General features: G+C 60.4%; 23 protein-coding genes, 1 tRNA gene and 2 pseudogenes. 22 read left to right on the top strand and 4 right to left on the bottom strand.

Annotated features, from left to right (window positions below):
* Nucleotides 1-7: 7 nt before the first annotated feature.
* The 6 genes and pseudogenes from selA (at nt 8) to NKH19_RS25985 (ending at nt 5,224) form a co-directional block, all read left to right on the top strand.
* On the top strand, nt 8-1,429 hold the full coding sequence (selA, locus tag NKH19_RS26010; protein WP_352983026.1) for an L-seryl-tRNA(Sec) selenium transferase: 1,422 nt from the start codon (nt 8-10) through the stop codon (nt 1,427-1,429).
* Nucleotides 1,416-2,204 carry a tetratricopeptide repeat protein gene (locus NKH19_RS26005; protein ID WP_352983024.1) on the top strand — a complete coding sequence of 263 codons (789 nt, stop codon included), beginning with the start codon at nt 1,416-1,418 and terminating at the stop codon, nt 2,202-2,204. Before selA ends, NKH19_RS26005 begins: the two co-directional genes overlap by 14 nt.
* Nucleotides 2,201-4,036, top strand: a pseudogene (selB, locus tag NKH19_RS26000) (selenocysteine-specific translation elongation factor); the annotation flags it as partial. The gene NKH19_RS26005 and the pseudogene selB, both read left to right, overlap by 4 nt.
* A 123-nt stretch (nt 4,037-4,159) precedes the next feature.
* Nucleotides 4,160-4,255: transfer RNA gene (locus tag NKH19_RS25995), tRNA-Sec, on the top strand.
* A 162-nt stretch (nt 4,256-4,417) separates the two neighbouring features.
* A complete protein-coding gene (locus NKH19_RS25990) occupies nt 4,418-4,726 on the top strand; it encodes a hypothetical protein (RefSeq protein ID WP_352823130.1) in 309 nt (102 codons plus the stop codon).
* 204 nt (nt 4,727-4,930) lie between these two features.
* Complete coding sequence (locus tag NKH19_RS25985) at nt 4,931-5,224, top strand: hypothetical protein (protein WP_352983022.1); 294 nt, start codon at nt 4,931-4,933, stop codon at nt 5,222-5,224.
* 52 nt (nt 5,225-5,276) lie between these two features.
* Here NKH19_RS25985 and NKH19_RS25980 read toward each other — a convergent pair whose 3' ends face one another.
* Nucleotides 5,277-5,579, bottom strand: a complete 303-nt coding sequence (locus tag NKH19_RS25980) for a hypothetical protein (RefSeq protein ID WP_352983020.1) — start codon at nt 5,577-5,579, stop codon at nt 5,277-5,279.
* Nucleotides 5,580-5,811: 232 nt separating this feature from the next.
* Here NKH19_RS25980 and NKH19_RS25975 point away from each other — a divergent pair, with 232 nt between their 5' ends.
* The 14 genes and pseudogenes from NKH19_RS25975 to NKH19_RS25910 all read left to right on the top strand — a co-directional run.
* Complete coding sequence (locus NKH19_RS25975) at nt 5,812-6,954, top strand: helix-turn-helix domain-containing protein (protein ID WP_502911032.1); 1,143 nt, start codon at nt 5,812-5,814, stop codon at nt 6,952-6,954.
* A 307-nt stretch (nt 6,955-7,261) separates the two neighbouring features.
* Nucleotides 7,262-9,004, top strand: coding sequence for a putative bifunctional diguanylate cyclase/phosphodiesterase (locus NKH19_RS25970; RefSeq protein WP_502911031.1), 1,743 nt, complete (start codon nt 7,262-7,264; stop codon nt 9,002-9,004).
* Nucleotides 9,005-9,177: 173 nt separating this feature from the next.
* On the top strand, nt 9,178-9,702 hold the full coding sequence (locus NKH19_RS25965) for a ubiquinone biosynthesis methyltransferase UbiE (RefSeq protein WP_502911034.1): 525 nt from the start codon (nt 9,178-9,180) through the stop codon (nt 9,700-9,702).
* The gene (locus NKH19_RS25960) at nt 9,699-10,877 is read left to right on the top strand and encodes a methyltransferase domain-containing protein (protein ID WP_352869576.1); all 1,179 of its coding nucleotides are present in this window, start codon (nt 9,699-9,701) and stop codon (nt 10,875-10,877) included. Before NKH19_RS25965 ends, NKH19_RS25960 begins: the two co-directional genes overlap by 4 nt.
* Complete coding sequence (locus NKH19_RS25955; protein WP_352983014.1) at nt 10,874-13,240, top strand: SpoIIE family protein phosphatase; 2,367 nt, start codon at nt 10,874-10,876, stop codon at nt 13,238-13,240. The genes NKH19_RS25960 and NKH19_RS25955 overlap by 4 nt, the downstream gene beginning before the upstream one ends.
* Nucleotides 13,241-13,242: 2 nt before the next feature.
* Complete coding sequence (locus NKH19_RS25950) at nt 13,243-13,803, top strand: slr1658 superfamily regulator (RefSeq protein WP_352869574.1); 561 nt, start codon at nt 13,243-13,245, stop codon at nt 13,801-13,803.
* 18 nt (nt 13,804-13,821) lie between these two features.
* Nucleotides 13,822-14,160: a slr1659 superfamily regulator gene (locus NKH19_RS25945; RefSeq protein ID WP_352663269.1), complete on the top strand. Its 339-nt coding sequence runs from the start codon at nt 13,822-13,824 to the stop codon at nt 14,158-14,160.
* A 178-nt stretch (nt 14,161-14,338) separates the two neighbouring features.
* Nucleotides 14,339-15,001, top strand: a complete 663-nt coding sequence (locus NKH19_RS25940; RefSeq protein WP_352983012.1) for an ATP-dependent DNA ligase — start codon at nt 14,339-14,341, stop codon at nt 14,999-15,001.
* 884 nt (nt 15,002-15,885) lie between these two features.
* A complete protein-coding gene (locus NKH19_RS25935) occupies nt 15,886-17,226 on the top strand; it encodes a DUF6600 domain-containing protein (RefSeq protein ID WP_352983010.1) in 1,341 nt (446 codons plus the stop codon).
* A gap of 244 nt (nt 17,227-17,470) precedes the next feature.
* Complete coding sequence (locus tag NKH19_RS25930) at nt 17,471-17,695, top strand: DUF768 domain-containing protein (RefSeq protein WP_352983008.1); 225 nt, start codon at nt 17,471-17,473, stop codon at nt 17,693-17,695.
* Between the two features lie 175 nt (nt 17,696-17,870).
* Nucleotides 17,871-18,938, top strand: a complete 1,068-nt coding sequence (locus NKH19_RS25925) for a glycosyltransferase family 2 protein (protein WP_352983035.1) — start codon at nt 17,871-17,873, stop codon at nt 18,936-18,938.
* Complete coding sequence (locus NKH19_RS25920; RefSeq protein WP_352983006.1) at nt 18,913-19,605, top strand: class I SAM-dependent methyltransferase; 693 nt, start codon at nt 18,913-18,915, stop codon at nt 19,603-19,605. The genes NKH19_RS25925 and NKH19_RS25920 overlap by 26 nt, the downstream gene beginning before the upstream one ends.
* Nucleotides 19,583-20,032 carry a GtrA family protein gene (locus NKH19_RS25915; protein ID WP_352983005.1) on the top strand — a complete coding sequence of 150 codons (450 nt, stop codon included), beginning with the start codon at nt 19,583-19,585 and terminating at the stop codon, nt 20,030-20,032. The genes NKH19_RS25920 and NKH19_RS25915 overlap by 23 nt, the downstream gene beginning before the upstream one ends.
* 52 nt (nt 20,033-20,084) lie before the next feature.
* Nucleotides 20,085-20,243, top strand: a pseudogene (locus tag NKH19_RS25910) (AraC family transcriptional regulator); the annotation flags it as partial.
* A 102-nt stretch (nt 20,244-20,345) separates the two neighbouring features.
* On the opposite strand, the gene NKH19_RS25905 reads toward NKH19_RS25910, so the two are convergent.
* From NKH19_RS25905 to NKH19_RS25895, 3 genes are all read right to left on the bottom strand, one after another.
* On the bottom strand, nt 20,346-20,969 hold the full coding sequence (locus NKH19_RS25905) for a hypothetical protein (RefSeq protein WP_352983003.1): 624 nt from the start codon (nt 20,967-20,969) through the stop codon (nt 20,346-20,348).
* Nucleotides 20,956-22,194 carry a putative hexosyltransferase gene (locus NKH19_RS25900; RefSeq protein WP_352983002.1) on the bottom strand — a complete coding sequence of 413 codons (1,239 nt, stop codon included), beginning with the start codon at nt 22,192-22,194 and terminating at the stop codon, nt 20,956-20,958. The genes NKH19_RS25905 and NKH19_RS25900 overlap by 14 nt, the downstream gene beginning before the upstream one ends.
* 206 nt (nt 22,195-22,400) lie before the next feature.
* Nucleotides 22,401-22,784: a hypothetical protein gene (locus NKH19_RS25895; protein ID WP_352983001.1), complete on the bottom strand. Its 384-nt coding sequence runs from the start codon at nt 22,782-22,784 to the stop codon at nt 22,401-22,403.
* Between the two features lie 493 nt (nt 22,785-23,277).
* Here NKH19_RS25895 and dgoD point away from each other — a divergent pair, with 493 nt between their 5' ends.
* Together dgoD and NKH19_RS25885 are read left to right on the top strand one after the other, a co-directional pair.
* Nucleotides 23,278-24,450: a galactonate dehydratase gene (dgoD, locus tag NKH19_RS25890; protein ID WP_352982999.1), complete on the top strand. Its 1,173-nt coding sequence runs from the start codon at nt 23,278-23,280 to the stop codon at nt 24,448-24,450.
* Between the two features lie 5 nt (nt 24,451-24,455).
* Nucleotides 24,456-25,232: an SDR family oxidoreductase gene (locus NKH19_RS25885; protein WP_352982997.1), complete on the top strand. Its 777-nt coding sequence runs from the start codon at nt 24,456-24,458 to the stop codon at nt 25,230-25,232.
* Nucleotides 25,233-25,249 lie beyond the last annotated feature (17 nt).

Here is a 25,249-nt window from a genome sequence, read left to right as displayed (position 1 = left end):
GGATAGGATGACCGCTTCATCCGCAAACCCTTTGCGCAATCTTCCGTCGGTCGACCAAGTGCTGAGGACCCCGCTGGCGGCGGCCGCAATCGAGCGCTTCGGACGGCAGGCCGCGGCGGAGGCCATTCGCCGAGCCGTCGCCGATGCGCGAATGGCCTCCCGCAATGCCGGAGCCGTCGTGCCGGAGGCAAAAGATCTTGCCGGCGACGCGCTCGTGCAGCTCAGGGACGGCGAACGCTCTTCCCTGCGTCCCGTTTTCAACCTGACCGGAACGGTGCTGCATACCAATCTAGGACGAGCCCTCCTCGCGAAAGAGGCGGTCGAGGCTGTTCGGCTGGCGATGCGCGAAGCGGTGGCTCTCGAATTCGATGTCGAGAAAGGCGAGCGCGGCGAACGGGACGATCATCTTCGATCGCTCGTTTGCGAGCTGACCGGAGCCGAGGATGCAACCGTCGTCAACAACAATGCGGCTGCCGTCCTTCTCGTCCTCAACACGCTGGCGCTCGGTCGCGAAGCGATCGTTTCGCGAGGCGAGTTGATCGAGATCGGCGGCTCTTTCCGGATGCCCGAGATCATGACGCGCGCCGGCGCCAGGCTTGTCGAGGTCGGCACCACCAACCGCACGCATCGCAACGACTATGTCGCGGCGATCGGCCCGGAGACCGGGCTCATCCTCAAGGTGCACACATCGAACTACCGGGTCGAAGGATTCACGGCCGAGATCCGGGCACCCGAGCTCGTTTCAATCGCCAAGGAGCATGGGATACCGCTGGTCCATGATCTCGGTTCGGGCACGCTGGTCGATCTAGCCCGCTACGGCCTCGGGCGCGAGCCGACCGTGCGCGAGGCGGTCGCCGACGGCGCCGATCTCGTCACATTCTCCGGCGACAAGCTGCTTGGCGGTCCGCAGGCGGGTTTCATCGTCGGCCGCAGGGACCTGCTGGCAGCGATCAGCCGCAACCCGATGAAGCGGGCGCTCCGGGTCGACAAGCTTCGTTTGGCCGCGCTCGAGGCGACGTTGAAGCTCTACCGCGATCCCGACCGCTTGGCCGAGCGCCTGCCGACGCTAAGGCTGCTCTCGCGCTCGGTGAGGGAGATTGCAGCGCAGGCAAAGCGCCTTGCTCCCCTGGTTGCTGACGCCGTGGGCGAAGCCTTTGCGGTCGACACGGTGGAGTGCCGGAGCCAAGTCGGATCCGGCGCGCTGCCGCTCGAAACTGTGCCAAGCGCCGGGCTTGCTCTCAAGCCGCGCTCAGGGAGCGGCCGGGCGCTCGAAGCGCTTGCGGCTGCGCTGCGCGGGTTGGGCGTCCCCGTGATCGGGCGCATCGAAAACCAGGCGCTCGTGCTCGATTTGCGCTGCCTGGAAGACGAGGCGAAATTCATCGCCAATCTAGCCGGCTTAAATCTGGGAGGAACCGATGCGCTGGCTTGATCGCCTTGCGCGCCGCCCAGCCGAGACGCCTGTGGCCGCACGCATGACCGAGGCCCTCGCAGTCGCGCGGCGAGGCGATCATGCCGTGGCTCTCTCCATATGGGAGCCGCTGGCTCACCAGGGCGTTGCCCGCGCTCAGAACAATATCGGCGCCTGCTTCGCCGAAGGGCTCGGCGTCGAGCGTGACGCGGATATAGCCTTTCGCTGGCTGGCGCTCGCCGCCGAGGCAGGAGATCCTGTCGGGCAAAGGAACCTGGCGTCGCTCTATTTCCGCGGCGAAGGCGTTCAGCAGGACTTTCGCCGGGCAGCCGAGCTCTATCGGGCCGCAGCGGAAACTGGCGACGGACCGGCGCAGGATATGCTGAGCTGGATGCTGCTGGAGGGCGAAGTGATGGCTCCCGATGTCGGCGAGGCGCGACGCTGGGCGCTTGCCGCGGCCAATCAGGGCATCGCATCCGCGATGACCCGGATCGGCATGCTTTATCACAATGCGCTCGGCGTGCCGCGCGATCCGGACGAGGCTGTCCGCTGGTGGCGCCGTGCTGCCATGCGAGGAGACGCCGAAGGGCAGGCAATGCTCGGCGCCGCCTGCCATCTTGGCACGGGCGTGCCGGCTGACGCGGTCGAGGCGCTGGTTTGGCTCCTGCGTGCCGAGGCAGGCGGCAGCGCCCTTGCCAGCCGCTATCTGGCTGCGGTGCGGGCCGAATTGAGCGCGGGCGATGCCGCCGAGGCCGAGCGTCGCGCCGCCGCGCCGTTGCTGGAGACCGCATCATGATCGTCGGCACGGCGGGACATGTCGATCATGGCAAAACTGCGCTGGTGCATGCGCTGACCGGTATAAACACCGATCGTTTGCAGGAGGAAAAGACACGCGGCATGACCATCGATCTCGGCTTCGCCTATTTGCCGGTGCCGGGTGGGGATAGCATCGGTTTCGTCGATGTTCCCGGGCACGAGCGTTTCGTACACACGATGCTCGCCGGCGCCAGCGGCATCGACTTCGTGTTGCTCGTGGTGGCCGCCGACGACGGCGTCATGCCGCAAACCCGGGAGCATCTCGCCATCGTCGATCTGCTCGGTGTCAAGCGCGGCGCCGTCCTGCTTACGAAATGCGATCTGGCCGGTCCCGAGCGCCGCACCGCGGTGGCGAGCGAGATCCGCGCAGTAGTTGCCGGGACGATGCTTGCCGAGGCCCCCCTGATTCCCCTCTCGGTCGTTACAGGCGAAGGTATCGATGAACTCAGGTATCTCTTGTTCGAGGAGGCGTCGCGTCTTGCCCGGCGTGCAGTTTCGGGCCGTTTTCGATTAGCGGTCGACCGCTCGTTCACGCTGCGCGGCGTGGGCACCGTCGTGACGGGCACCGTGCTTTCGGGTTCTCTCGGTATTGGAGACAACGTGGTCGTAAGCCCGTCGGGATTGCTTGCGCGGGTTCGATCGATCCACGCCCAGAACCGGCCGGCTGAACGTGGTCGGGCGGGAGACCGCTGCGCGCTCAATCTGACCGGCGAAAGGGTTATCAAGGAGGCGATCCGGCGCGGCGACGTGATTGTCGATCCGAAGCTTCACGCGCCGTCGGACCGGATCGATGCAAGCCTTCGCGTTCTGCCGGGTGAACGCAAGCCGATCGGCCAATGGTTTCCGGTGCGGCTCCACCATGCCGCGACGGACGTCGGGGCACGCATCGTACTCCTCGCAGACGAACCGATCGGGCCTGGCGGCACGGCCAATGTTCAATTGGTGCTGGACAGTCCGATCGCGGCCGCTGCCGGCGACGTTTACGTGGTGCGCGACACCTCCGCGCAGCGAACCATCGGCGGCGGACATTTTCTCGATCTGCGGGCGCCCAGCCGCAAACGCCGCGCGCCGGAACGGCTGATCCAACTCGATGCCCATGCGCTATTGGCGCCCGAACTGGCCGCCGCCGCACTCCTTGATGCGCCGCCCCACTATTTCGACCTGAAGGCTTTCGCGCGCGACAGGGCGCTTAGTGACTGCGAGACGGAAGGCCTGATCGATCAACTCGGGCTTGTCCATTTTGCCGTGGGAGAAATGCTTCTCGTGCTGTCGCCGGAGCGCTGGTTGCGATTCAAGCGCGACTTGGCCGCGACCCTGGAGACCTTCCATGCCGACAATCCGGATTTGCCGGGCGTAGGAATGGAGAGACTGCGTATTGGGCTTGATCCACGTCTGCCGGCGCCCGCTTTCACGGCAGTTCTGCGGAGCCTCTCGCACGCTGGAGAAGTTGCCTTGGACGGTGCCTGGGTGCGGCTACCCGGTCATGAGGCACACCTGACGGCAAAGGATGAAACTCTCTGGCTGCAAACCCAGCCTCTCATCGGCGGACCCGAACGGTTCCATCCGCCAAGAGTGTGGGATATTGCCGAGGCGCTGGCCGCGCCGGAGACGGAAATCCGGCGGCTTCTGAAGCTTGCCGGCCGCATGGGGAAGGTCCACGAGGTCGCTCATGACCACTTCTTCCAGCGCGAGGCGTTGGCGCAGATCGTCGAGATCGCGCGCGACCTCGCTGCGTCGATGCCTACAGCCGAGTTCACCGCTGCTCAATTTCGCGATCGCGTGGGCAGCGGACGCAAGGTCGCCATCCATATCCTCGAATTTCTCGATCGGCACGGCGTGACGCTGCGGCGGGGAGACTTGCGCCGTCTGAACAGGCGCAGGCTGGACCTGTTCCGCCTGACAGGCGAGGGTGAGCCGCCGATGGCGCAAATTTCTGGAGGAGCATCGTCCCCGGTGGGGCGTCCGGACTTCAAATCCGGGAGGGGCCGCGAGTCGGTCTCTGGTGGGTTCGACTCCCACTCTCTTCCGCCATCCCAGTGAGCCAAGATGAACCCGACGGCTTCCTTTCTGAATGACCTGAAAACGACGGCTGAGACCGCCAGGACAACCGAAGCAAGCTTCAGGCGACAAGCGGCCAATCAGATCGCGGTTCTGGAACAGGAGCGCGCTTTCGCCTTCAGGCGGCTCAACCTCATGCAGGCGATCTCGGACGCCGTGGCCTCGGCCGAAAGTGAGGAGATCGCCGTGGCCAGCGCTTTGGCCGTCCTGCGCTTGCGGCTCGGCTGGAATGCGGACAGCGAGGCGCGCACGGAAGCGATCACGCATTTTGGCCCCGTTGCGCTTGCGTTGTTCCAGGCCGCGAAACTGCCCGAGGACGAACCCGCCACCAATATCGGCGAGGCCCTTGCGATTTTTGAGCATTGGTACTCCGAATCCCGGGGATCGCCGTTCTGGCTGCTGTTCGAGCACCAGATCGTGGACACGCCGCTGGTCGATTTTTGACCGCCGGACTTTTCGGCGTACCCGGATGTGAAAGCAGAGAGCGCAACGTCGCTTTTTTGCCGACGACACGATGCGGTAACCGGCGCCTCGGTCACCGCCGCAAGCAGCTGCTTTGGGCGCGGAACGGATTCATGCGACGCCTTAGGTTATTGCTTCCATCTGGCTTTACTAAAACCGCTGCGCACTTTTAGGCGACATGTACTAATGTCCGGTTCCCGCAGCCTTTTGCCGACGACACTTGACCGCCTCCAGCAGTTCGCGCTCGCTGGTGTGAACATTTTGAAAAATGGCCACGACCATCACTGCCAGGATTTCGGCGTCCGGGTCCAAAGGGTCGAGATGTTCATTCGCGCAGACCCGATCGAACACGCGTTCGCAAATAGCCAGATCGTGAGGGCTGAGGCAGGAATGATTGAAACGTCGACGCAGCATCTGTGCGAACCTTTCAGGGCCCGTCGCCCGTGCCTTGCGGCGGGCTTTTTACTGATGAACCGCTGACACGATGGAATGATTAAGTGACAATACCGTCCACAGGTGTATTGGAATCAGTTTAGCTGCTGCCTGATGATTGTTCTGTTAGGAGTCCCAAAATCAGCGCGCACTCACGAGCTCTATATTGCCCAGCAATCATAAGCTGGTTGTAATCTTGCCGCTTGTCTTCCGGGACGTGAAATCCGCGTCGAAATTCCGCCGCTTCTTTCGCAGTTCGTGTACAGCCGAGTTTGCTGGCGGTGACTTTCAAACTCGCCAGCGAGCACCCGATCTTTGCCGCAATAGCTTTCAACGGCTCATTGTTGCCGTATCCCTCAAGAATTATCTTGCGACGATCTTCGCTGTTGAGCTTTGTGTTCATTTTGGTGACATCCTCAACTACTATTTAACGATGTCAGATTCTATACGCATCAGGTCGAAGAGTGTCGTTATCTTCGCATCCAGAAACTTATCTCGGAATGCATTTCTTGCTGTAATCCAGCGTGATCACCGTTTCGGTCGACTCGAGTTCCGCCAGCCTTGCCAGATGCCTGAAATACACCACATGATTGAGAGGGGCATGGGCATACCCGATTCGGATATGGCACCACGCGATGGACACTAAGAGGCAAGACGAGGCTCCTGCGAGGCAGCCGCGGGACCGTGATCGACGTCGTTGGTCGCGCGAAGGTCAACCCCGCAATGAGGCCGCTCCATCATTCGCGCCGGCGCTCGAACCTCTGCCCTTTTCAACGCTCGAGCTGGCGCCAGGGGATCAATTCGCCGCTTGGCAGGCGCAAATGGCGCCGCTTGTCGAGGTCAGGTTGCCGGATGACAAATCGCTGAACGATGGTTTTCCCGCCGACCACACAGCCTGGAATCTCGGTGGCATGCTGATGGTTCAACAGCGCGCGCCGGCACATAGCTACATGCGTTCCGCCGCGAAGCTCCGATCCAGTTCGATCGACCACTGGTACATCGTCTTGCCACGTACAGGCCGGTCGTGGACGGAGGTCGATCGCCGCGTTGCGGAAAACCAGCCGGGCAAGTTGGAGTTCAGATCGCTTGGCTACCCGTTTCGCGGGAGGGTAACGGACTCGGAAAGCCTGTTTCTCTATCTGCCGCGTGATTTGTTCTCTGATACGGCGTCAACCCTCGACGCAAAAAACAATTCAATTATGTCCGGCAACTTTGCCAACCTCTTTGTCGACTACGTCAACAGCATAGAAGCAAGACTGCGCAGTCTCACGGCTGAAGATCTGCCCCGCATCGTACACGCAACACGCGCCATGATCATTGCCTGCCTCGCGCCTCCGGCGGAACATGCCGCGGCCGCCGAACAATTGGTGAGTGTCGCGCTGATGGAGCGAGCGCGTCGATACGTCCAAAACAATCTGGATGCGGCCCATCTGGCACCGGATTCAATGTGCCGGGCGCTCGGCGTATCGCGCTCTCGTCTCTATCAATTGTTCGAACCGAGCGGTGGTGTTCTCCATTACATACAAAGTCGCCGACTTCTGGCAGCCCATATTGCGCTTAGCGATCCGGCGGACAGCCGGCGAATCGTCGACATTGCTGAGGCCTTCGGGTTTAGTTCAGCGGCTAATTTCAGCCGAGCATTCAGCAAGGAATTCGGTTACAGCCCCCGCGAAGGCCGCGGTACCGTGGTGTTACCGCGCCCCGCCCACTCTGTTTCGCTTGCTGAACACGAGAAGGCGTCTTCCTTTGAAGGTTGGCTCAAAGCGCTCGGAAGCTGAGCACAAGTTCGGCGATGGTTGAGATGGGGCGTGCTCAAAACAGGAAGGCCACGCCGCATCATGGACCAGAATATTTCGTGTTGCGTCCACCACGCCATCAATCATATAGCCAATTCGTAACAATTCCCGACTTATTAACCAACTGTGGCTGTTGATTATTATCGCTGAGAACCACAGCGGAGCACCCATTGCACCTGCGCCGTATGCTGCACTTGTTAAGACCGCGAGTTAAAAGTTTGCCAAGCTTGATAGTTATGTTATTTCTGGACTGGGCGACGTGGATTTGCGCCGCTTATGGAGGTGGCTCTTGGCTCCAGAGGCATCAGGCGTCGGCAAGGGGAGTGGGGGGCCTTCCTCAAGCGATGTTCGACGTCCCGGCGAAGCGCTTCTCGCTGACCTTTTGGCCAACACGACCGAACTTTTGTCGTTCTACGACCGCGACTTCTGTCTGACCCACTACGCAACCAAGCTCCGGGGCATGTACGGAAGCGCGGTGACGCCGGGTGCCGCCCTTTGGGAGATCTACCCGAGCTTCCTCGATGCGAGGTATCGCGACGAATTTCTTCGCGTGTTCCACGGCGGCCCACCGGCAAGCATCGATTTGCCGCGGTCATCGGGCGAAGTGCTGCGGTCCGTTTTTGTTTTCGCCGCTGCAAATGGTGTGGGAATCATTGAATCAAGGGAGCGCGATGGGCGCAGCGTGACGGACGAGCAAGAGCATGTAATTTTGCTCCATCAGGCGACGCATGACGTGCTGACCGGACTGCAGAATCGGCGGCGATTCGGCGAGCAGCTGCAGCAAGCGCTGGCGGCCCTCGGCGAACTGAAGCCGAAAGCCGCCCTGCTGCAGATCGACCTTGACGATTTCAAAGCAGTCAACGACACGCTCGGGCATGGAGCAGGCGATACGCTTCTTCAGCTCGCGGCGGGTCGTATCCGCGACGCGCTGCAGGACGGCGAATCCGCATACCGGTATGCCGGCGATGAGTTCGCTGTCATCCAATTGGGAAAAGAGCAGCCAGCAGAAGCTGAGCGCCTCGCCGGATCGCTGGTCGACGCGTTCAAGAACCCGTTCGTCATCAACGGCATTCCCGTCTTCGTCGGCTCGAGTATCGGAATTGCTTTCGGGCCGGAGCACGGGACCGATGGCGAACAACTGATGAAAGCCGCTGACATTGCCCTTTACGCGGCCAAGACAGATGGACGCGGCTGCGCTCGAACGTTCAACCGTTCGATGCTGCTCTTGCTTGAGCAACGCGAGAATCTGAGACGCAGCCTTCGAACCGCGCTGGAGCGGGGCGAGCTTTATCTGGAGTATCAGCCGCTCATTCGGCCTCCCTCGTCGGTGATCGGTTTCGAAGCGCTGCTGCGGTGGCGGCACCCTGAGGTCGGAAACATTCCTCCCAGCGTGTTCATACCGATCGCCGAAGCCGACGGTCTGATGGACGAGATTGGGCGTTGGGTGCTCGAGGAAGCCTGTCGCCAGGCGTTGACGTGGCCTTCCTCGCTGACGGTCGCGGTGAACCTGTCACCAGCTCAGTTCCTTAGCGGTTCGCTGACGGACACCGTCGCCCAGATCATCGACTCAGTTGGAATCGAAGCCGACAGACTTGAACTGGAGATAACGGAGACGGTCCTGCTTGAGAAGACGATCGACAATATCGATACATTGAATACCCTGAACGTCCTGGGAATACGAATTTCGCTCGATGATTTTGGAACATACTACTCGTCGTTAAGCTACCTTAAGAACTTTCCCTTCGACACTTTGAAGATCGATCAGTACTTTATCGCGGACCTGGAGACCAACCTCAAAAGCCAAACGATCGTGCGATCGATCATGAATCTGGCGCACGGCCTAGGGATAAATGTCACTGCCGAGGGAGTCGAAACATCGGCACAGGCACGGTGGCTGATCAAGGAAAATTGCGATTGCCTGCAAGGTAATTACCTAGGACGGCCGCTCGGAGCCGAGGCGATCAGCGATTTCATCAAGCGGTCCCCGCCGAGGGTGGTACGAGCGACGCAGGAATCAAATCGGGCGCACTAGCGCCTTGAACCCTTTGTTAACGATGAAGTGGAGATTTGTAGAACGATCGAGGCGGATACCGCGCAATTCTTCGGGTCGGTGCCAGACTGACTGACCACGGGCGGTGAATCTTTTCGTCGCGGAGGCCATCACCCCGCGGGGGTTCAATACTGATGGAACAAGTGAGGATGCCGATGGGACCTGTTCATCATGACCTGGCTGGCGGCGGACCGACCTTTGAACCCATGGTCCAGATCGACATGGAAATCAAAGCTTTTGTCTCCGCTTGGAGACACTGCGATTATGTCTCGACATACATGGCCCGGATGATCAGCCAGAACAGGTCCGACTCGGTCCGGCATTCAAATCTCTTTTCCTCCGCCTTCAACGAATTGCTGGAAGTCGCCTTTCGCACGCGCCATGCCGATGGCGAACTGGCATGCAGGGTGTCTCGCCATGGCGCGACGGATAGGATCGAGTTGACATTTCCTTGCGTACCGGAAGAGCGCCAATTCTACGAAGAAGCCGTGTCGCAACTTGCAGGAATAGAGGCCAGAGAGCGATACCTCAATTCAGTGTCTGGGGATCTCGCGCCGAGCCGTGAGGTCATACTCCTGGAACTGGCTGTCGACTACAACGCGACACTCTGGATCGAGGAGGCCGATGGCGATGCAATCAAGCTTGTCGTGGATCTCCCGCTCGAGGGCTTGCAAAATTGAGCCCCTACGACCTTCTCCCGCGCTTTAAGGCGCAATACGACGCGAACAACCAGGAGTTCTCCATATCTGGCGTGGTGCGGCCTCAGGCGATCGATGAGCTTGGACCCAGCATAGCATTGCTTCGCGATGCGATCGGCCGTGTGCGCGGCGTTCTCTACGTCAATGTCAGGCGCCTGACGCAGATGAACAACGCCGCGTTTCACGCCTTTTCGAGGATCATCATCGACGCTTGTCGCGCTCGACCCGATCTCAAATTCGTCGTCATCACGTCAAGCGTCGTCGGATGGACCTCGCGAAAATTCGGTCGCCTGAGCGGAATTGAACCGAACATCACCGTCGAGGAGTATGACACCGAATTCTATCCGGGCCAGGGCTTTCTAGAGGAAGGCGGGTTCGTACCGATCCTGCGTACTCAGACAAAGATGACATGGCGCCACGAGCGCGCGATCTTGCCGCGACACGGGATGAGGCCCGGGATCGTCATGGCCGACATCTGTTGCGGGATCGGCGATTTCGCTGTGCTCGCGCAGAAGGAGTTCCAGCCATCGCGGATCGTCGCCCTCGACCACTCCAGATCAAGCCTGAACTATGCTCGACGAGTGATGCGGGAGTTCGACATCCGGGGCATCGAATATACGTATGGCGATGCGTCGGAGATGCTGCTCGACGAAGCTCAGTTCGACTTGGTCACCTGCCGACATTCCCTGCAAATCTTCAATCGCCCTGAACTCATCCTCAAGGAGCTCTACCGCATATGCAAGCCAGGCGGTCGGGTCTATATCACCAACGAAAAGAATTCGCATTGCCTCGGCGAGCCGCGCGCCGAAAGCATTCGCTGGACCTACGACGAGGTGGCGAAGCTGTTCGGGCATTTCGAGATGGACGTCGAGCTTGGGCCCAAGAGTCGGCGATACCTGGTGGAAGCCGGATTCGAAGACATCCTTGTGGAGACCTTCATGGTCACTAACCTGGACGGCGATCCGCAGGACTTCGCCGATGTCATCGCAGCCTGGGCGGATGTCTATGCGGGCGAGATGGCGACCAGACGCGGCGATGGACCGGAGTTCGTCGCGCGGTTTCGGCAGGGCTTCGAGGACCACATTTTCGCTGCGCTCCACCCCAAGGGTTATGCGGGTTGGCCGATCTGGGTCGCATCGGGGCGACGGCCGCAATGAAAGCCGACGATGAGGGTACGCCGCGCTTCGGCCTGCGCTCCTTTCGAGCGAAATTCGTATTGGTCGTTGGCGGCGCCGTGCTGTTCGACCTCCTCTTGAGCGGTGGCCTGGCGCTTTGGAACGTTCAAAAGCTGTCGCGCGATGCCACATCGGAAGTCGGTGAGGGCCTGACGACCGCAAACCAGGAATACATTCGTTCCTATGCCGAATCGACAGCGCTGAGCGTCGACCTGCTGCTCGATCGAGTTCATGGGGACGTCAAGGCGCTGGCCGGCGTGCTGCAGGCCCAGATCGACGATCCAAGCAGGCAGCAACAGGTCGGAGCCACCCTTTCGCAGCAGGCTCCCGGCTCGGTAAAGGTCGTCTATGACGCGCGGGGCGATTGGGCACAGAACCTGCCGGGCGCGCCCTCCGTGGTGAGCGTCTGGGGCTACCTGCTGGGCGCCGACCACAGTCCGCTGCCAAGCGTTCAGCAGGAAATAGAAGACAGCACCGTCCTGGACCTCGTTGCGCCGACGCTCATGGCCAGCGGATCGTCCAAACTGCAGATGTATTATATTGGTCCAAAAGAACGGCCGATATTCAGGACCGTGCCGTATACGGACCAGGCACAGACCTTCGACAAGCTCTATCCGGGCCACAACAAGGCGGAATTCTGGGAGTTCTTCTTTCCGGGTATCTACGGTTCATGGCAGCAATGGGCCAGGGATCCAGCCTCTCGTCCCGTCCCCGACGACATTACCCAGACAGCGCCCTACACCGATGCAATCACGGGAAAGCTGATCGTCAGCTTTTTCCATCCGCTGTGGACGCGCGATCACACCGGTATCGCCGGTACGGCGGGAGCAGACATCACTCTCGACCAACTCGCGGAAGTCGTCGAACGCGTGAAGATCGCTGAAACCGGATTCGGCTTTCTCACGATGTCGACTGGCAACGTGGTGGCGATCAATCCGTCGGGCCAAGCAATCATCGGCCTGACGTCATCGAGCGATGCGGGCGGCCAGGGCGTCACTGGCCTGGAGAGGTCCCTGCGGGGAAGCACGCAGCCGGCTATCGCGTCGCTGCCTCTCGACCGGAACAATGACGGTGTCATTCAGCATATCATGCTCGACGACAAGGGCGAACGCGTACCCTACATTGTTGTCCTCAAAAGATTGAAGCCAACCAATCTGTGGAGTTCGGGACCGATCAAGTCCGAAACGATGTCGGTCGGGATCGTCGTTCCCGAACGGGAGATCTATGCGTCTCTGTTTGCCGCGCAGGAGAGTATTTCCCGCGCAACCAACCGTATCCTGCTTTTTCAGATCGCTGCGATCGTCGTTTCGCTTCTGATAGTTTTTGCCGCCGTGCTCGGAATTTCGAAGCGGATCACCGCGGGTCTCAGGGCGCTCGCCAGCGCCGCCCAGCGGCTCCAGTCCAAAGATTATTCGGTCCGCGTGAGCATTCCAACGCGCGACGAGGTTGGAGCGGCGGGAATCGCTTTCAACCGGATGGCCGAGCAGATCAGCTTTCACACGGAAAACCTCGAGCAACTCGTCGACGAACGAACCAGGGAACTCGGGGACGCCAATCAGGAGATTTCCGCACTTAACGAAAAGCTGCAGGACGAGAACGTCCGTCTTGGCGCCGAACTCGCGGTCGCCAGGCAAATACAGATGATGGTCCTGCCGAAACAATTCGAACTCGAAGCGATTCCGGGGCTGGAGATCGCGGCCTACATGCGGCCGGCCGACGAGGTCGGCGGTGACTATTATGACGTCCTGCAGAACGGGTCACGGGTCAAAATCGGCATCGGCGACGTGACCGGTCATGGTCTCGAGAGCGGCGTGCTGATGCTCATGGTCCAATCCGTTGCACGCGCGCTGCAGGAGACCAACGAGGGGGATCCGCACCAGTTTCTGGATCGGCTGAACAGAGCGATCTACAAAAACATCGAGCGAACGAACACCGGCAAGCATCTCTCGCTGGCCTTCCTTGACTTCGAGGATGAGCGGGTCACGCTATCCGGCCAGCATGAGGACGTTCTCGTCGTGCGTGCGGACGGGGACGTCGAACGTATCGACACGATGGATCTGGGTCTGCCGGTTGGCCTGGAGAATGACATCTCGAAGTTCATTGCCACGCGCGACATCGTGTTCGGGAGCGGCGACGTGATCGTGCTGCACACGGACGGAGTGACCGAGGCGGAAGACCAGGACAGAAAATTGTTCGGATTCGAGCGCCTCTGTGAGAGCGCACAAAAGCGTCACGGCAGCAGCGCCGAGGACATCAAGACCGGCATCATCGACGATCTGATGGCCCATATCGGGATACAGAAGATCCACGACGACATCACCCTCGTGATCATAAGGCACACATAGCCATGACAACGCTGTTCGGGACCCCTGACGTTGCAATCGGGATGAAGGAGAGCGTCAGTCGCGTGCGGCTGTTCGATGGACCTCTCGACTTGAGTTGGCGTCATTGTGCCACGACCTCGGACTTCATCGCCGATCTTTTCGCGTTGCGCTTCCGGTCGTCCCGCAATGACTACGTGGAAGTGCGGCACAGCATTGGATATCTGGTCAACGAACTCATCGAAAATGCCGTCAAGTTTCGCGCACCGGGTGAGATCTTGATTGAGGCGTCGATGGATTCGGAATGCTTCAAGCTCAAGGTGTCGAATGACGTCGATGGTGAAGATGCGTCCGAGTTCCAAAGTCTCCTGGCAGACATCACGGTTGGCGACCCCATGGACCTGCTGATACAGCGAATTGAAGCCAATGCCGCGAACCCCGACGTAGGAGGCTCCGGACTTGGATTGCTGACGTTGATGAGCGACTACGGCGCGCGCCTGGCTTGGATATTCAGCGCCGCCGACGAAAGCGATCGGATTTATGTGGAGACATATGCCTCCATTCCGATCTCGCAAATTCACAACTAAATGAAACGAAGCTAGGCTATGGAAATCAAGACAGACGACTACCGCGTATGGACTGAAGGAAGCGAAATTTTTTTCGACGGTGCAATGCGGCTTGCCAGTTCCGACGCCGGTGCGCCTATCACGGCGTTGGCGACCAGCGTGCTTGCCTCGAATCCCGCTTCCATTACGCTCAATCTGAAGGACCTTCACTTTCTCAACTCTTCCGGCATCAACCTGCTGGCGAAATTTACCATCGAGGTGCGCAAGCATCCCGATGTCCGACTCGTCGTGCGTGGAACGCCCGACATACCCTGGCAATCAAAATCATTGCCGAATCTGAAGAAGCTGCATCCTGCTGTGGTGCTTTTGATGGACTAATCAGGTCGCTCGAAATTAGCCAGAAGACTGCGTGGTGCAAGACCGCCGCAACGAGCGAGATATGTACGCCAGGACAAGTATGTGGATGCGAAGCTAACGACAATCCGGCTTGGTGCGCAGATGCTCGCAATGGCTCGGCGGGGCCTCGGCACAGGCGGCAGGCGTCCAGGTTGGGGGGATGTCGGGCTGCCTGTGCCGAACAGCCGCCGCTGCGCGATCAAAGGTGGGGTCATTGAGTAAGCGTGCCAAGGTGAACGGCGGCCGGCTGGAGTTCATTCCGCCGCAGATCCCGACTCGGGTCAAGGAGCCGCCCGAAGATGAGGGATGGCTTCACGAGGTCAATCTTGACGGCTACCGAACGCAGATCATCATCGATAAAGGCGGTGTGCGTCTTTACAGCAAGAACGGCCGTGACTGGACCACGAAATACTGGCCCATCGCGCTGGCTGTCGAGCTGCCATGCCGGGCTGCCATTATCGACGGCGAGGTCATTGTGCCAGGCGAGCAGGGCGCTCCCGATTGCCCTTCGCTGGAAGCCGCGATCTGGAACGAACCGAGCCGGCTGGTGTTCGTCGCGTTCGACATCCTCCATCTCGACGGTCGCAATCTAGGCTCCTTGCCCCTGCTGAAGCGCAAGCAGGCGCTATGGCAACTGGTTGAGCACGGCCCCGGCAAGATCCAGTACAGCGAGCATTTCGAGGGCAGTGCGCTAGCAATTTTCCGTGCCATCGAAAAGGTGGGGCTCGAAAGCATTATCTCGAAGCGCGCCGACAGCCGCTACAGGAGCGGACCGTCGAATACATGGCTGAAGGCCCAATATTTCGAGGGACCCGATTTCTGAGCTTCGACGACCGCTTCTGGCGCAACCGCGACCTCAGGGTGCCGCCAGCAATGTCCGTTTTTGATACGCGGTCAAGTCGGCCGGAATGACCGACATGGCGCATTGCTGACGGGCATCATTGGGGCCGCACGCGAGCTGCGCATTCCTGACCCAGGTAACCAAAGTGGCGGAACTCGCGGACGGCTATGGGATCGAGTTCCGTGGACCGGCCAAGTGGGCCGATTGAGCCGGAAGTTCCCATGAGAAGGTAGCGCAGTGTTCCCGCGCCGCTTCTTCATGCGGCTCCGGAGGGGCGCTCGATATTTCGCAACTGCTCGAAATCGGCGGCCTTCGATGGCCTGACTTTTATGCTTTGAGCGACTGAGAGCTGGGCCTGTCAGGCCCGGCAATCAGCTCGATGCAACGACCGCTTCGGCCAGACGGCACTGCTCTTGTGCCCGCCGAGCGAGCCGGGCTACCATCCGCTCGACCTCTCCGTTCTGCACCTTGAGGACAGGTCGCGGAGGCCGTCGACTTCGAGGTGCCGATGAGGTTTCTGCTCCCGCGCGGCTTGACGAGGTCGAACATGATCATCGGTGCGCAACCGGCGCAGCGGTTCGTTTGAAATAGTATCTCATCCCAGTGTGTGTGCACGCCGCGATTTGTTCAAGGCCATTGCCACGCTACTCAGATTGGTGGGAGCAGGAAGCTTTGTCTACATAGGCTTGCAGGGTGTCTTCGCGGCATCGAGCGGTCCGAAAATCTCATCTGACTTTGCGGAAACAGTTTCGTGGTTGCGAGCAAAGCCGCTGCGTGAGCGAATGCGGGCGACGCCAGCAAGGTGGAACAATTCGATTGCCGGCGAGTTTCCAAGATGAAGGGCGATCTGTTTCGGAGGAAACGGGATGAAACGCGTCCTTGCCCACAATGCGGTGCGACTGATGCTCGGCGGTGTAACCGCCTGCCTGCTCACAATCGTCGAGATTCCCAACCCGATTACGCCATTGCCGCTTGTGTCCGAGGCAAGGGCCGCCGCCGAGATTTCCATCAGCACATTCTACGAAGACCTGTCTTCCCATGGCGATTGGGTCTCGTATCACGGAGCGACCGTTTTCGTGCCGATTGATGTGCCTGACGATTGGCGTCCGTATACGCTTGGACACTGGGTCTATACCGAGCAGTATGGCTGGCTCTGGGTGTCCGACGAGCCATTCGGTTGGGCGACGTACCATTACGGCCGATGGGGCTATGCCGACGATATCGGCTGGTACTGGGTTCCGGGCACTCGCTGGGCGCCAGCATGGGTGAGCTGGCGTCGTGACAGGGAGTACATCATTTGGGCTCCGCTGCCGCCGCGCCGTGATCCGGATTTGATTTCAATCGAGATAACCTTCGACACCACGCCGGATTATTACTGGGTGGTGGTCCCCACCCGCGAATTCCTTGCTGCGGACGTTTCTGTCGTCGTTATCCGTGATGAGCCCGAGTTTGTGCGCATTGCCGAGGCGGCCGAGCCGGCCGGCGACGTGACGATCCAGAACAACGTGGTGATCAACAAAGTCATTGATGTTGATGTAATCGAAAAGGCGACGAACCAGAAGGTGACGGCCGTCAAGGTCAGCAAGACCGACGCGCCCGAGCAGTCCGGCAAATTGGAAAACAATACGGTCGCGGTCTTTGAAGGTGAGGTGAAAGCCGATCCCAAGGCCAAACCAGCCAAGCTCAAAGACATCGAGGAGGTGAAGCAGGTTCAGGCTGGCCGGAAATCGAAGCCGACCGAAGGCGCGGCAAAGACCGAACAGGCCGAGCCGGAACAGGCGGCCAAGCCTGAGAAGCCGAAGGGCAAGAAGCAGCCCGCCGTCGAGCAGCAGCAGGCCGAGCCGGAACAGGCGGCCAAGCCTGAGAAGCCGAGGGCCAAGAAGCAGCCCGCCGTCGAGCAGCAGCAGGCCGAGCCCGAGCAGGCGGCCAAGCCTGAGAAACCGAAGGCCAAGAAGCAGCCCGCCGTCGAGCAGCAGCAAGCCGAGCCCGAGCAGGCGGCCAAGCCTGAGAAGCCGAAGGCCAAGAAGCAGCCCGCCGCCGAGCCGCAGCAGACCGAGCCGGAACAGGCGGCCAAGCCTGAGAAGCCGAAGGCCAAGGAGCAGCCCGCCGCCGAGCAGCAGCAAGCCGAGCCCGAGCAGGCGGCCAAGCCCAAGCCACAGAAGCAAAAAAACAAGGCGTGCGATCCGCAGACTGACGCGAACTGCTAGCTGTGCGCGGCACCGCGATTATTCCATCGCGGTGCCGCTGAACGGCAATGCGCGCCGTCGCTGCCGGCCTGCTCTCCTCTATACCGGCTGGAAGCGCGGAATGCCCGTCAACGAACATAGGGTAGGCATGCAACCCGAAGAGGGTGAGACGTCACCTCGCGCCCGAGGCTATTTCGAAAGGCCTGACATTGTCTGTTCCCCATCCTAGGTTTGTCTCGGCAGAGGTCGTTATCCAGCAATCGCCATGAGCACCCGCGGTGCCGACTTTCTATACAAATGGATTTCCGAACACATGCCGGAAGGGCCAACCGACGACCCGGGCCGGCTTGTGACCGATATGGCAGACCGGGCCCTGCGGGCGGCCGCCGTCGAAGGCATCCCAATTCAGGAGATCGATGAAGAGATCGGTAGCGTTTATGAAGCGATCATTCATGCCGTTGAACATCGCGACGGCGGTCTCGCGGATTAAAGATTTTGTGGTTGCCTCAGGCGGTTCGCGGTCGCGACGAGGCTGCAGATATGGACTATTGAGTTTTGAGCAGGTGTCAGCAGCGCCTGTCTTTCCCCCGACTCGCCATATCTAAAATTTTCTAAATTAGCTACGCCTTATGGAACTTTGGTGCGGGCGTTTCATTTTCATCCGCATGCGAGCCTCTGTGATCCAAAGCGTCGGGACGGGAGTGAACGCGTCGCCGCGCTACTCGCTGGTCCTGCCGATATATAATGAAGAACAAGTGCTGCCGCGACTGATCGAACGGATCAGGTCACTGATCAGTCGGCTGGACGGAGAGACCGAGGCGATTTTTGTCGATGACGGTAGCCATGACGGCAGCGTCAAATACCTTCGGCGGGTGGTCACCGCCGAGCCTCGCTTCCGGCTTATCGAGCTTTCCCGTAATTTCGGACACCAGATTGCGATCACGGCTGGCATGGATGCTGCTGCGGGGGATGCCGTCATCGTCATGGATGCCGACCTGCAAGATCCACCGGAGGTCGTTCTTGATCTCGTGGCAAAGTGGAAGGAAGGTTTCGAGATCGTCTACGCCCGCCGTGTCAAGCGCGAGGGCGAATCCTGGTTCAAGCGGCTTAGCGCCGATCTTTTCTACCGTTTCCTGGAGAAGATGACGCCGGTCAACATCCCGCGCAACGTCGGGGACTTCCGTCTGGTCGGCCGCCATGCGCTGGATGTCTTCAGACACATGCCTGAACACGATCGCTTCGTCAGGGGCATGTTCGGCTGGATGGGATTCAGGCAAGCGGGGGTGCCATTCGAACGCCCCCCGAGGACCATCGGCCAGACCAAATACCCTTTCTGGAAGATGATGCACCTTGCCGTCCACGCCGTTGTCAGCTTCTCGGAAAAGCCGCTCCACTTTGCGCTTTGGGGCGGATCGGCCATTTCCGCACTTGCGCTGACCTTTGGCGCTTATGCCGTGTTCGCCTGGATTTTTGAAACCGGCGTCATTGCCGGCTGGACGTCCACCGTGGTGATCGTATCGTTCCTGTGTGGCATCAATCTTTTCATGACCGGCGTGGTCGGCCTCTATGTCGGTAGCATCCACGCCGAGGTGAAACGCCGACCTCTTTACGTGATCGATCGGCTTACCGGCTTCGACGAGCCGGTGCGTGCCATCGCTGGTGGGCGCCGGAGATCGTTTCGCAAGCCCAAGAACGGAGTCGCTCCCAGTGTCCGAACTCTTCGACAGCTATAGATCCAGTTATGGAGAGACGATCGATGGGTCGATCCGCTTTTCCGGACTCAAGCACGATTTCTTTTTGGTGGCAAAGGCCGACCTGCTGCGGCGCCTAGTCGCCGAGCGAGGACTTCGTCGGCGGGGAGCCATGGTGAGGGCGCTTGATGTGGGCTGCGGTGTCGGTTCGCTCCATCCTTATCTAGGCGGCGCTTTCGAGCGCCTGGATGGCTGCGACGTCTCGCAAGGGTCGATCCAGCGCGCCAGCGAGGACAATCCGGGCGTCGTCTATAGGACATGCACCACGACGGGCCTGCCTTATGACGACCGGGTGTTCGACCTGGCTTTTGCAAGTTGTGTTGTTCATCATGTTTCGCCCGCATCCTGGTTCGATTTTTTTCGCGAGATGCGACGCGTCGTACGGCAAGGCGGCGTCGCCTGCATCATCGAGCACAACCCCTATAATCCGCTGACGCGCCTGGCGGTGCTCCGGTGTCCGTTCGACAAAGACGCGGTCCTGCTCAACGCGGGCAAAGCAGCGGCCCTCTTTCGACAAGCAGGCTTTAGGGAGGTTCGATCCGAGCACTTCCTGCTGCTCCCGTCGGCCAGCGGGTTCGCCAGAAAGGTTGAGCGTGCCCTCGCGCCGCTGCCGCTCGGCGCCCAGTATGCGTGTAGTGCCCTTGCCTGAACATCGGTCTGCCGCCGGCACCGTCCTGAAGCTTCTGGCGCGCTTCGGCCTGGTCGGCATCGCCGCCACAATCCTGTATGCCGCCTTGGCGGACGCCTTTGTCAAATCGGAACGGTTCGGCTTCAGCCCCGTCCAAGCGTCCCTTGCAGCTTATGCAGCCGCAGCCTTGTTTTCCTATCTCGCGCACAGGTCAGTAACCTTCATGTCGCGCGGATCGCATAAATCAGAGGCTCCGCGTTTTCTCTTGCTGGCGGCGATCGGTTTGGCCATCGCCTATGGCGCGCCGGCGCTCTTGACGGCGAAGCTGGGCCTGCCGCTCATCTTTCCCATCATGATTACCTGCTTGCTTGTGCCCGCGATCAATTTCGTCGTGCTCGACCGATGGGTTTTTGCAGAACACATTCCCGATCAGTCCGGCGATGGCTGACGCGTATCCGCCAGAAAGATTGCCGTTCTAAAGCCGCTTGCTGAAGCACGGCTCCAATGATCTCGAGCCCGCCGCGCTCTGCCTTTATTGCGATTGGCTGCCGGCCAGCAGCGAGGAGGCACGCGACTTCCCGATCTATTGCCAACGCCGGCTGTCCTCCATCCGGGAGGTGCAGGCGCATGAGATAATCACGGAACTGTTGTGCTGCTGAAATAGGGCAACTCCAGAAAGTTGTGAAGCGGTTTTCCGTCCGGAATTGCGTCAAAACAAAGAGTTGGAGCACTTCACCGTTTCCGCAAAACGGTGAAGTGCTCTAGCTGGCGTCCAGCCGGAACGATACCAATTTAATGGCGCGTTTGTAGATCTTGCTGGCGGCCGGGCTTGGCGGAATCCCGTCGCGATAGTCGAAAGTCACTTCGAGTACCTTTGCGCTGGCAAACGCTGCGTGCGGGATCGCGAACGAGATCGTCGTCGGGTCTTTGCTCGACAGCGTTACCTCGTGTACCCGAACTCCGTTCACCGAGATCATTACCCTTTGAGTGGTCTGTGGTGGACGAATGACGGCGGACATTTGTAGCGTTGCCGTAAGCCCGTCGCGAACGGAAGGTATTTCCAGTCTCAGCCGAGAGGTCTCGCCCAGCGAATGGGTTCCGTCGCCTACCGGGCCCGACCAACCGCAGACCATCATGCCGGCTGCTTGTTTGGCGCCGTCGGACCGGAACGATACCGTCTGGCCAGGAGTGTAGCTGCCAACCGCATCGCGATTGAGGCACGTCGTCGTGCGATCGATGTAATAGGCCCGATAATCGGCGTTGACATCTGGATTGAGAGCGAGTGCGAGGATGATGATCTCGGACACGGCCAGAACCAACGCCAGCGCGTAGCCGCCAGTCGAGGCAGCACGGCCAAAGGGTGACAGGCTGTCAGACCAGGGCAAGATAGCCTCCAATCCACGCCACAGTCATGAAATAACATGCGCTCAGGAAAAGAGCCAAAGTCACGAGATAGGTCAGCTTCGATACCGACAGCAGCTCGGCAATCAACATCATCAGGGGCGCAAGCCCAATGACGTATCTAACCATGGAAGCCAGGTTGGTGATCAACGGCAGGATGATGCTGCTCGCACAGAAGAGCGCAGCGCCATATCGCCTGCGAGCCGCCAGAACGACCGATAGGGTCAGCCCTATGATCGCTGCGAGCGCGCTCCATTGCGGCGCCGTGGGCAGCCATCCTTTTGTCGGCACAGCAGCGAGACCGTCCCATAGAAAAAGGAGCGGATCGCCAGCAACCCGCCCAAACGCGCGCTGGACGTGCAAGAACGCAAACCCGTCCCCGACAGTGAGATACAAAAAGAGCATGTAAGCAAACAAGCCGGCGGGCGAGATGAAGATAGCTACGAGCATATCCGGACGACCAAGCACCCATCGCGGGAAAGACACCGCCGACCCGCCCTGCTGGCGGTGCTGCTCGAACATTTGGATGACGGTTGCAAACACAGCAAGGACCCCGACCAGCCTCGTTGCCGACAGCAAAGCGCATGAAACGCCAGCGGCCAGGTAGTTGGAGCGCTTGAGTGCCAAAAAGACGCACGAAGTCAGGAGCACGAAAAGAGGTTCGGTAAGGAACGTGGTGAAGTGGAAGGAGAACGGGCCGCTAAGCAGGAACGCGCAATACAGTATATAAGCGCGCATGTTCTTCTCCAGAAGTGGCCATGCCACAAGGCAGGCGGCGTAGCTGCATGCAATCGAGGTGATCGTCGCGATCAGAATCGTGGGAAAAGGGAAAGCAAACCGAAGAGTCGTCACGAGCGTGGGATACAATGGAAAGAAGCCCCAGCGTCCGACGTTGCTTTGGCCTGGAATGGGAAAACGTTCGTAGCCGTGTTCGGAAATGTCCACATACCACGCGCAGTCCCACCTGCAGAGCGCACGCGCATAAGCTTCGAAGCCTGGTACTGCCGAGACTGAATGGAATGCAGCATACCGAATGACAAGCCCGCTGATCATGAACAGGAGCGGAACCGCAGCGGCGATGACACAAAGGCGACCGCCAGCGTTTGCGCGGGCCATGTCTCCAAGCGCCAGTTGTGTCTCCACAGGTGATGGTGCCACACTCTGCGATGGCGAGCCTGGGTTCGCCGGCTCGATGACGCTGCCAGCCATAAAATCGGTCCATCGGAAGCATCAAGATCATCAACCAGACTTGAAGCCCCGTCTGCGACTTGATCTTAAGGATCAACGATGCCGCGCCGCTTCGGTTCCTTCTGCAGCAGGAGGTCGTTGGGGTCAGGTCGATCGATCACACCAGCCGAAGAAGGGAGTGATATTCGCGCTTCAACGGCACCGTTCCTCGCAACGGGCGGCCTTCTTCATCGACATGCATGGCTCAGTGGGCCGGCCGTTGGGTACCCCTCCGGTGACGGCCGCCTTGCTGAGGTAGGCTGAAGGGCTGCAAGTCCTAGTGCAAGCACTAGCAGGCTGTTGAAGAAGACAGCCCAGCCGCGGCCAGAGGCTGAGTCGTTCTCATCATGCCCCTCCCACGAGAGCTCCGCGCAGGCTGAGCCATCGCGGGTGCCATATCGGACGTCGAGGAAGCCCTTGAGTGCGCCGAAGGCGATCTCGCCATCCGCCAAGCCTTTGAATGTCAGATGCGCTTCCGCGACGAGATCGAGGAAGTCGTTATCCCAAACATCCATCTCGACGATGCGCCAGCGGCCGGCAAAGGCCTTGACGAAGCCGGGAACCTTGGCCATCGGCCGGTCTCCGCCATGAGCTTTGGCAGTCGCACGAGATTGTAGGCGGCGGCGCTGAAGATGAAGGCCCATCCGACGCGGTCGCGGCCGCGGAACCTCGTCTTGCTGGCCGGCAACGGCCGACGTCTACGGCCGACATTAGGCGCAAAGCCGCCAAGCAGCATTGGGCCGGGAGCGGACTTGCGGCTTCGAGACTCGGAGGGCCAGGAGCGGCCCTTCAGCGCCCTGCATGCATCGACGTGAACTGACCCTGTGCCGACGTTGAAGGGCTCTGACCCCTGATGACGCGCTTTGCGCCTGCCGCGGTCATTCGCTGCTGAAAGGCGAATGGGGCCTGACCTGACCATCCTGGACCTAATGGTAGTGAGTTGCCGGCACGTGCAGCAAAAAATACGACCTGAAGCCGGCCATGCCGGCACTTGACTTGCACATATTAACCAGAATAAATCATACATATTGCCATGAAAAAAGACGGCACGTCTGGGGAGGACCAATGAAAATCACGGCCATCAAGGCGCTGGTCTGCAATGCGGAAATGCGCAACTGGGTTTTCGTTCGGGTCGAAACCGACGAGCCTGGCCTGTTTGGCTGGGGTGAGGCGACGCTGGAATGGAAGACGCGTGCCGTCGTCGGCGCGCTGCAGGACCTTGAGGCACTGCTCATCGGGCAGGATCCGCGCAATGTCGAACAGTGCTACCAGATCCTGACGCGCCATGGATTTTGGCGTCTTGGTGTCGAGGGAATGTCCGCCGTCAGCGGCATCGAGATCGCGCTCTGGGATATCCTCGGCAAGTCGCTGGGCGTCCCGGTCTGGCGGCTTCTGGGCGGCCAAGTCCGCGACTATCTACGCACCTACACGCATCTCGGCCTCGGCGACATGAAGGCGGTCTATGAGAGCGGGTCTGCCGACACGATCGTCGAACGCGGACGCATCGTCACCCAGGCCGGCTATGACGCGGTCAAGGTCGTCTGTATTCCCTACACCCACTATGTCTCGCCGGCGAAGGCGGTTGATTCCGTTGCCGACATGGTCGGCGCGCTGCGCGAAGCCGTCGGTCCTGATATCGACATCATGGTCGATTTTCACGGACGCCCGGCCTCCGTCAGCGCGGCGATGGACTACCTCAAGGCGATCGAGCCGGCCCGCATCATGTTCGCCGAAGAACCGGTGCCGCCCGAAGATGTCGCCGGCCTGGCGCATATCACCGCGCGATCGACAGTGCCGATCGCGTCCGGCGAGCGGCTGATAGGGCGCCGCGAATTCACCCACTCGATCGCGGCGCGCGCCTTCAACATCGCCCAGCCCGATATCTGCCACACCGGCGGCCTGCTCGAGGCCAAGAAGATCGCGGCCCTGGCGGAAACGGCGGGCATCGGCCTTGCGCCGCACAACCCGCTCGGCCCGATCGCCGGCGTCGCAGCACTTCACTTCGGCATATCGACACCGAACGTCATCATCCAGGAGGAGATGTCCGGCGCGGTCGCCTGGTACGACGACGTCGTGACCTGGCCGATCCAGCGCAAACCGGGTCGCTGGGACGTGCCCGAACTGCCGGGCCTTGGCGTCACCGTCAATGAGGACGTCATCGCGCGCCACCCCTTCAAGCAGGAAGTGCTGCATGCCCGCAATGCCGTCCTGCCCGACGGCACCGTGGTCGATTGGTGAGCGCCATGACAGGCCGGCTCGAAGGAAAGATCGCAATCGTCACCGGCGCCGGCCAGGGCATCGGCGCCGCCACCGCCCGGGCATTTGCAGCGCATGGCGCAAAGACCGTGCTTGCCGAACTGAATGCGGCAACCGGCAAGGTGATCGCCAACGAATTGCGTGCCCAGGGTGCCGACGCCCTTTTCGTTGAAACCGACGTCACCGACACCTCGGCGGTCGCCGACATGGTCGCCCGGACGATCGCGACCTATGGCGGCGTCGATGTTCTCGTCAACAATGCCGGCGCCAACGTCTTCCACGAGCCGTTGCTGATGCCGGATGAGGAATGGGACCGCTGTCTCAGGCTCGACCTCCAGGCCGCGTGGTTCTGCGCCAGGGCGGTTCTGCCGACGATGCTGGCGAACGGCTCGGGGTCGATCGTCAACATAGCGAGCTGCCACGCTTTCCGGATCATTCCCCACACATTCCCTTATCCGGTCGCCAAGCATGCGCTTGTCGGCCTGACCCGGTCGCTCGGAATCGAATTTGCGGCGCGCGGCATCCGCGTGAATGCGATCGCGCCCGGTTACATCGAGACGCCGATCGCTGAAGCCTACTGGAACACGTTTCCAGACCCCGCCGAGGAGAAGCGGCGGGCCAACGACCTTCATCCGCCCAAGCGCATAGGCCGGCCGGAAGAAGTTGCAATGACGGCGGTTTTCCTCGCTTCCGACGAAGCGCCGTTCATCAATGCCGAGACAATCACCATCGATGGTGGACGCTCGGTTCTCTACCACGACTGATAACCACCACCTCAGGG

It is taken from the genome of Mesorhizobium sp. M1338, from assembly GCF_040318045.1.
Taxonomy (GTDB): domain Bacteria; phylum Pseudomonadota; class Alphaproteobacteria; order Rhizobiales; family Rhizobiaceae; genus Mesorhizobium.
This window is presented reverse-complemented; position numbering and strand designations above follow the sequence as displayed.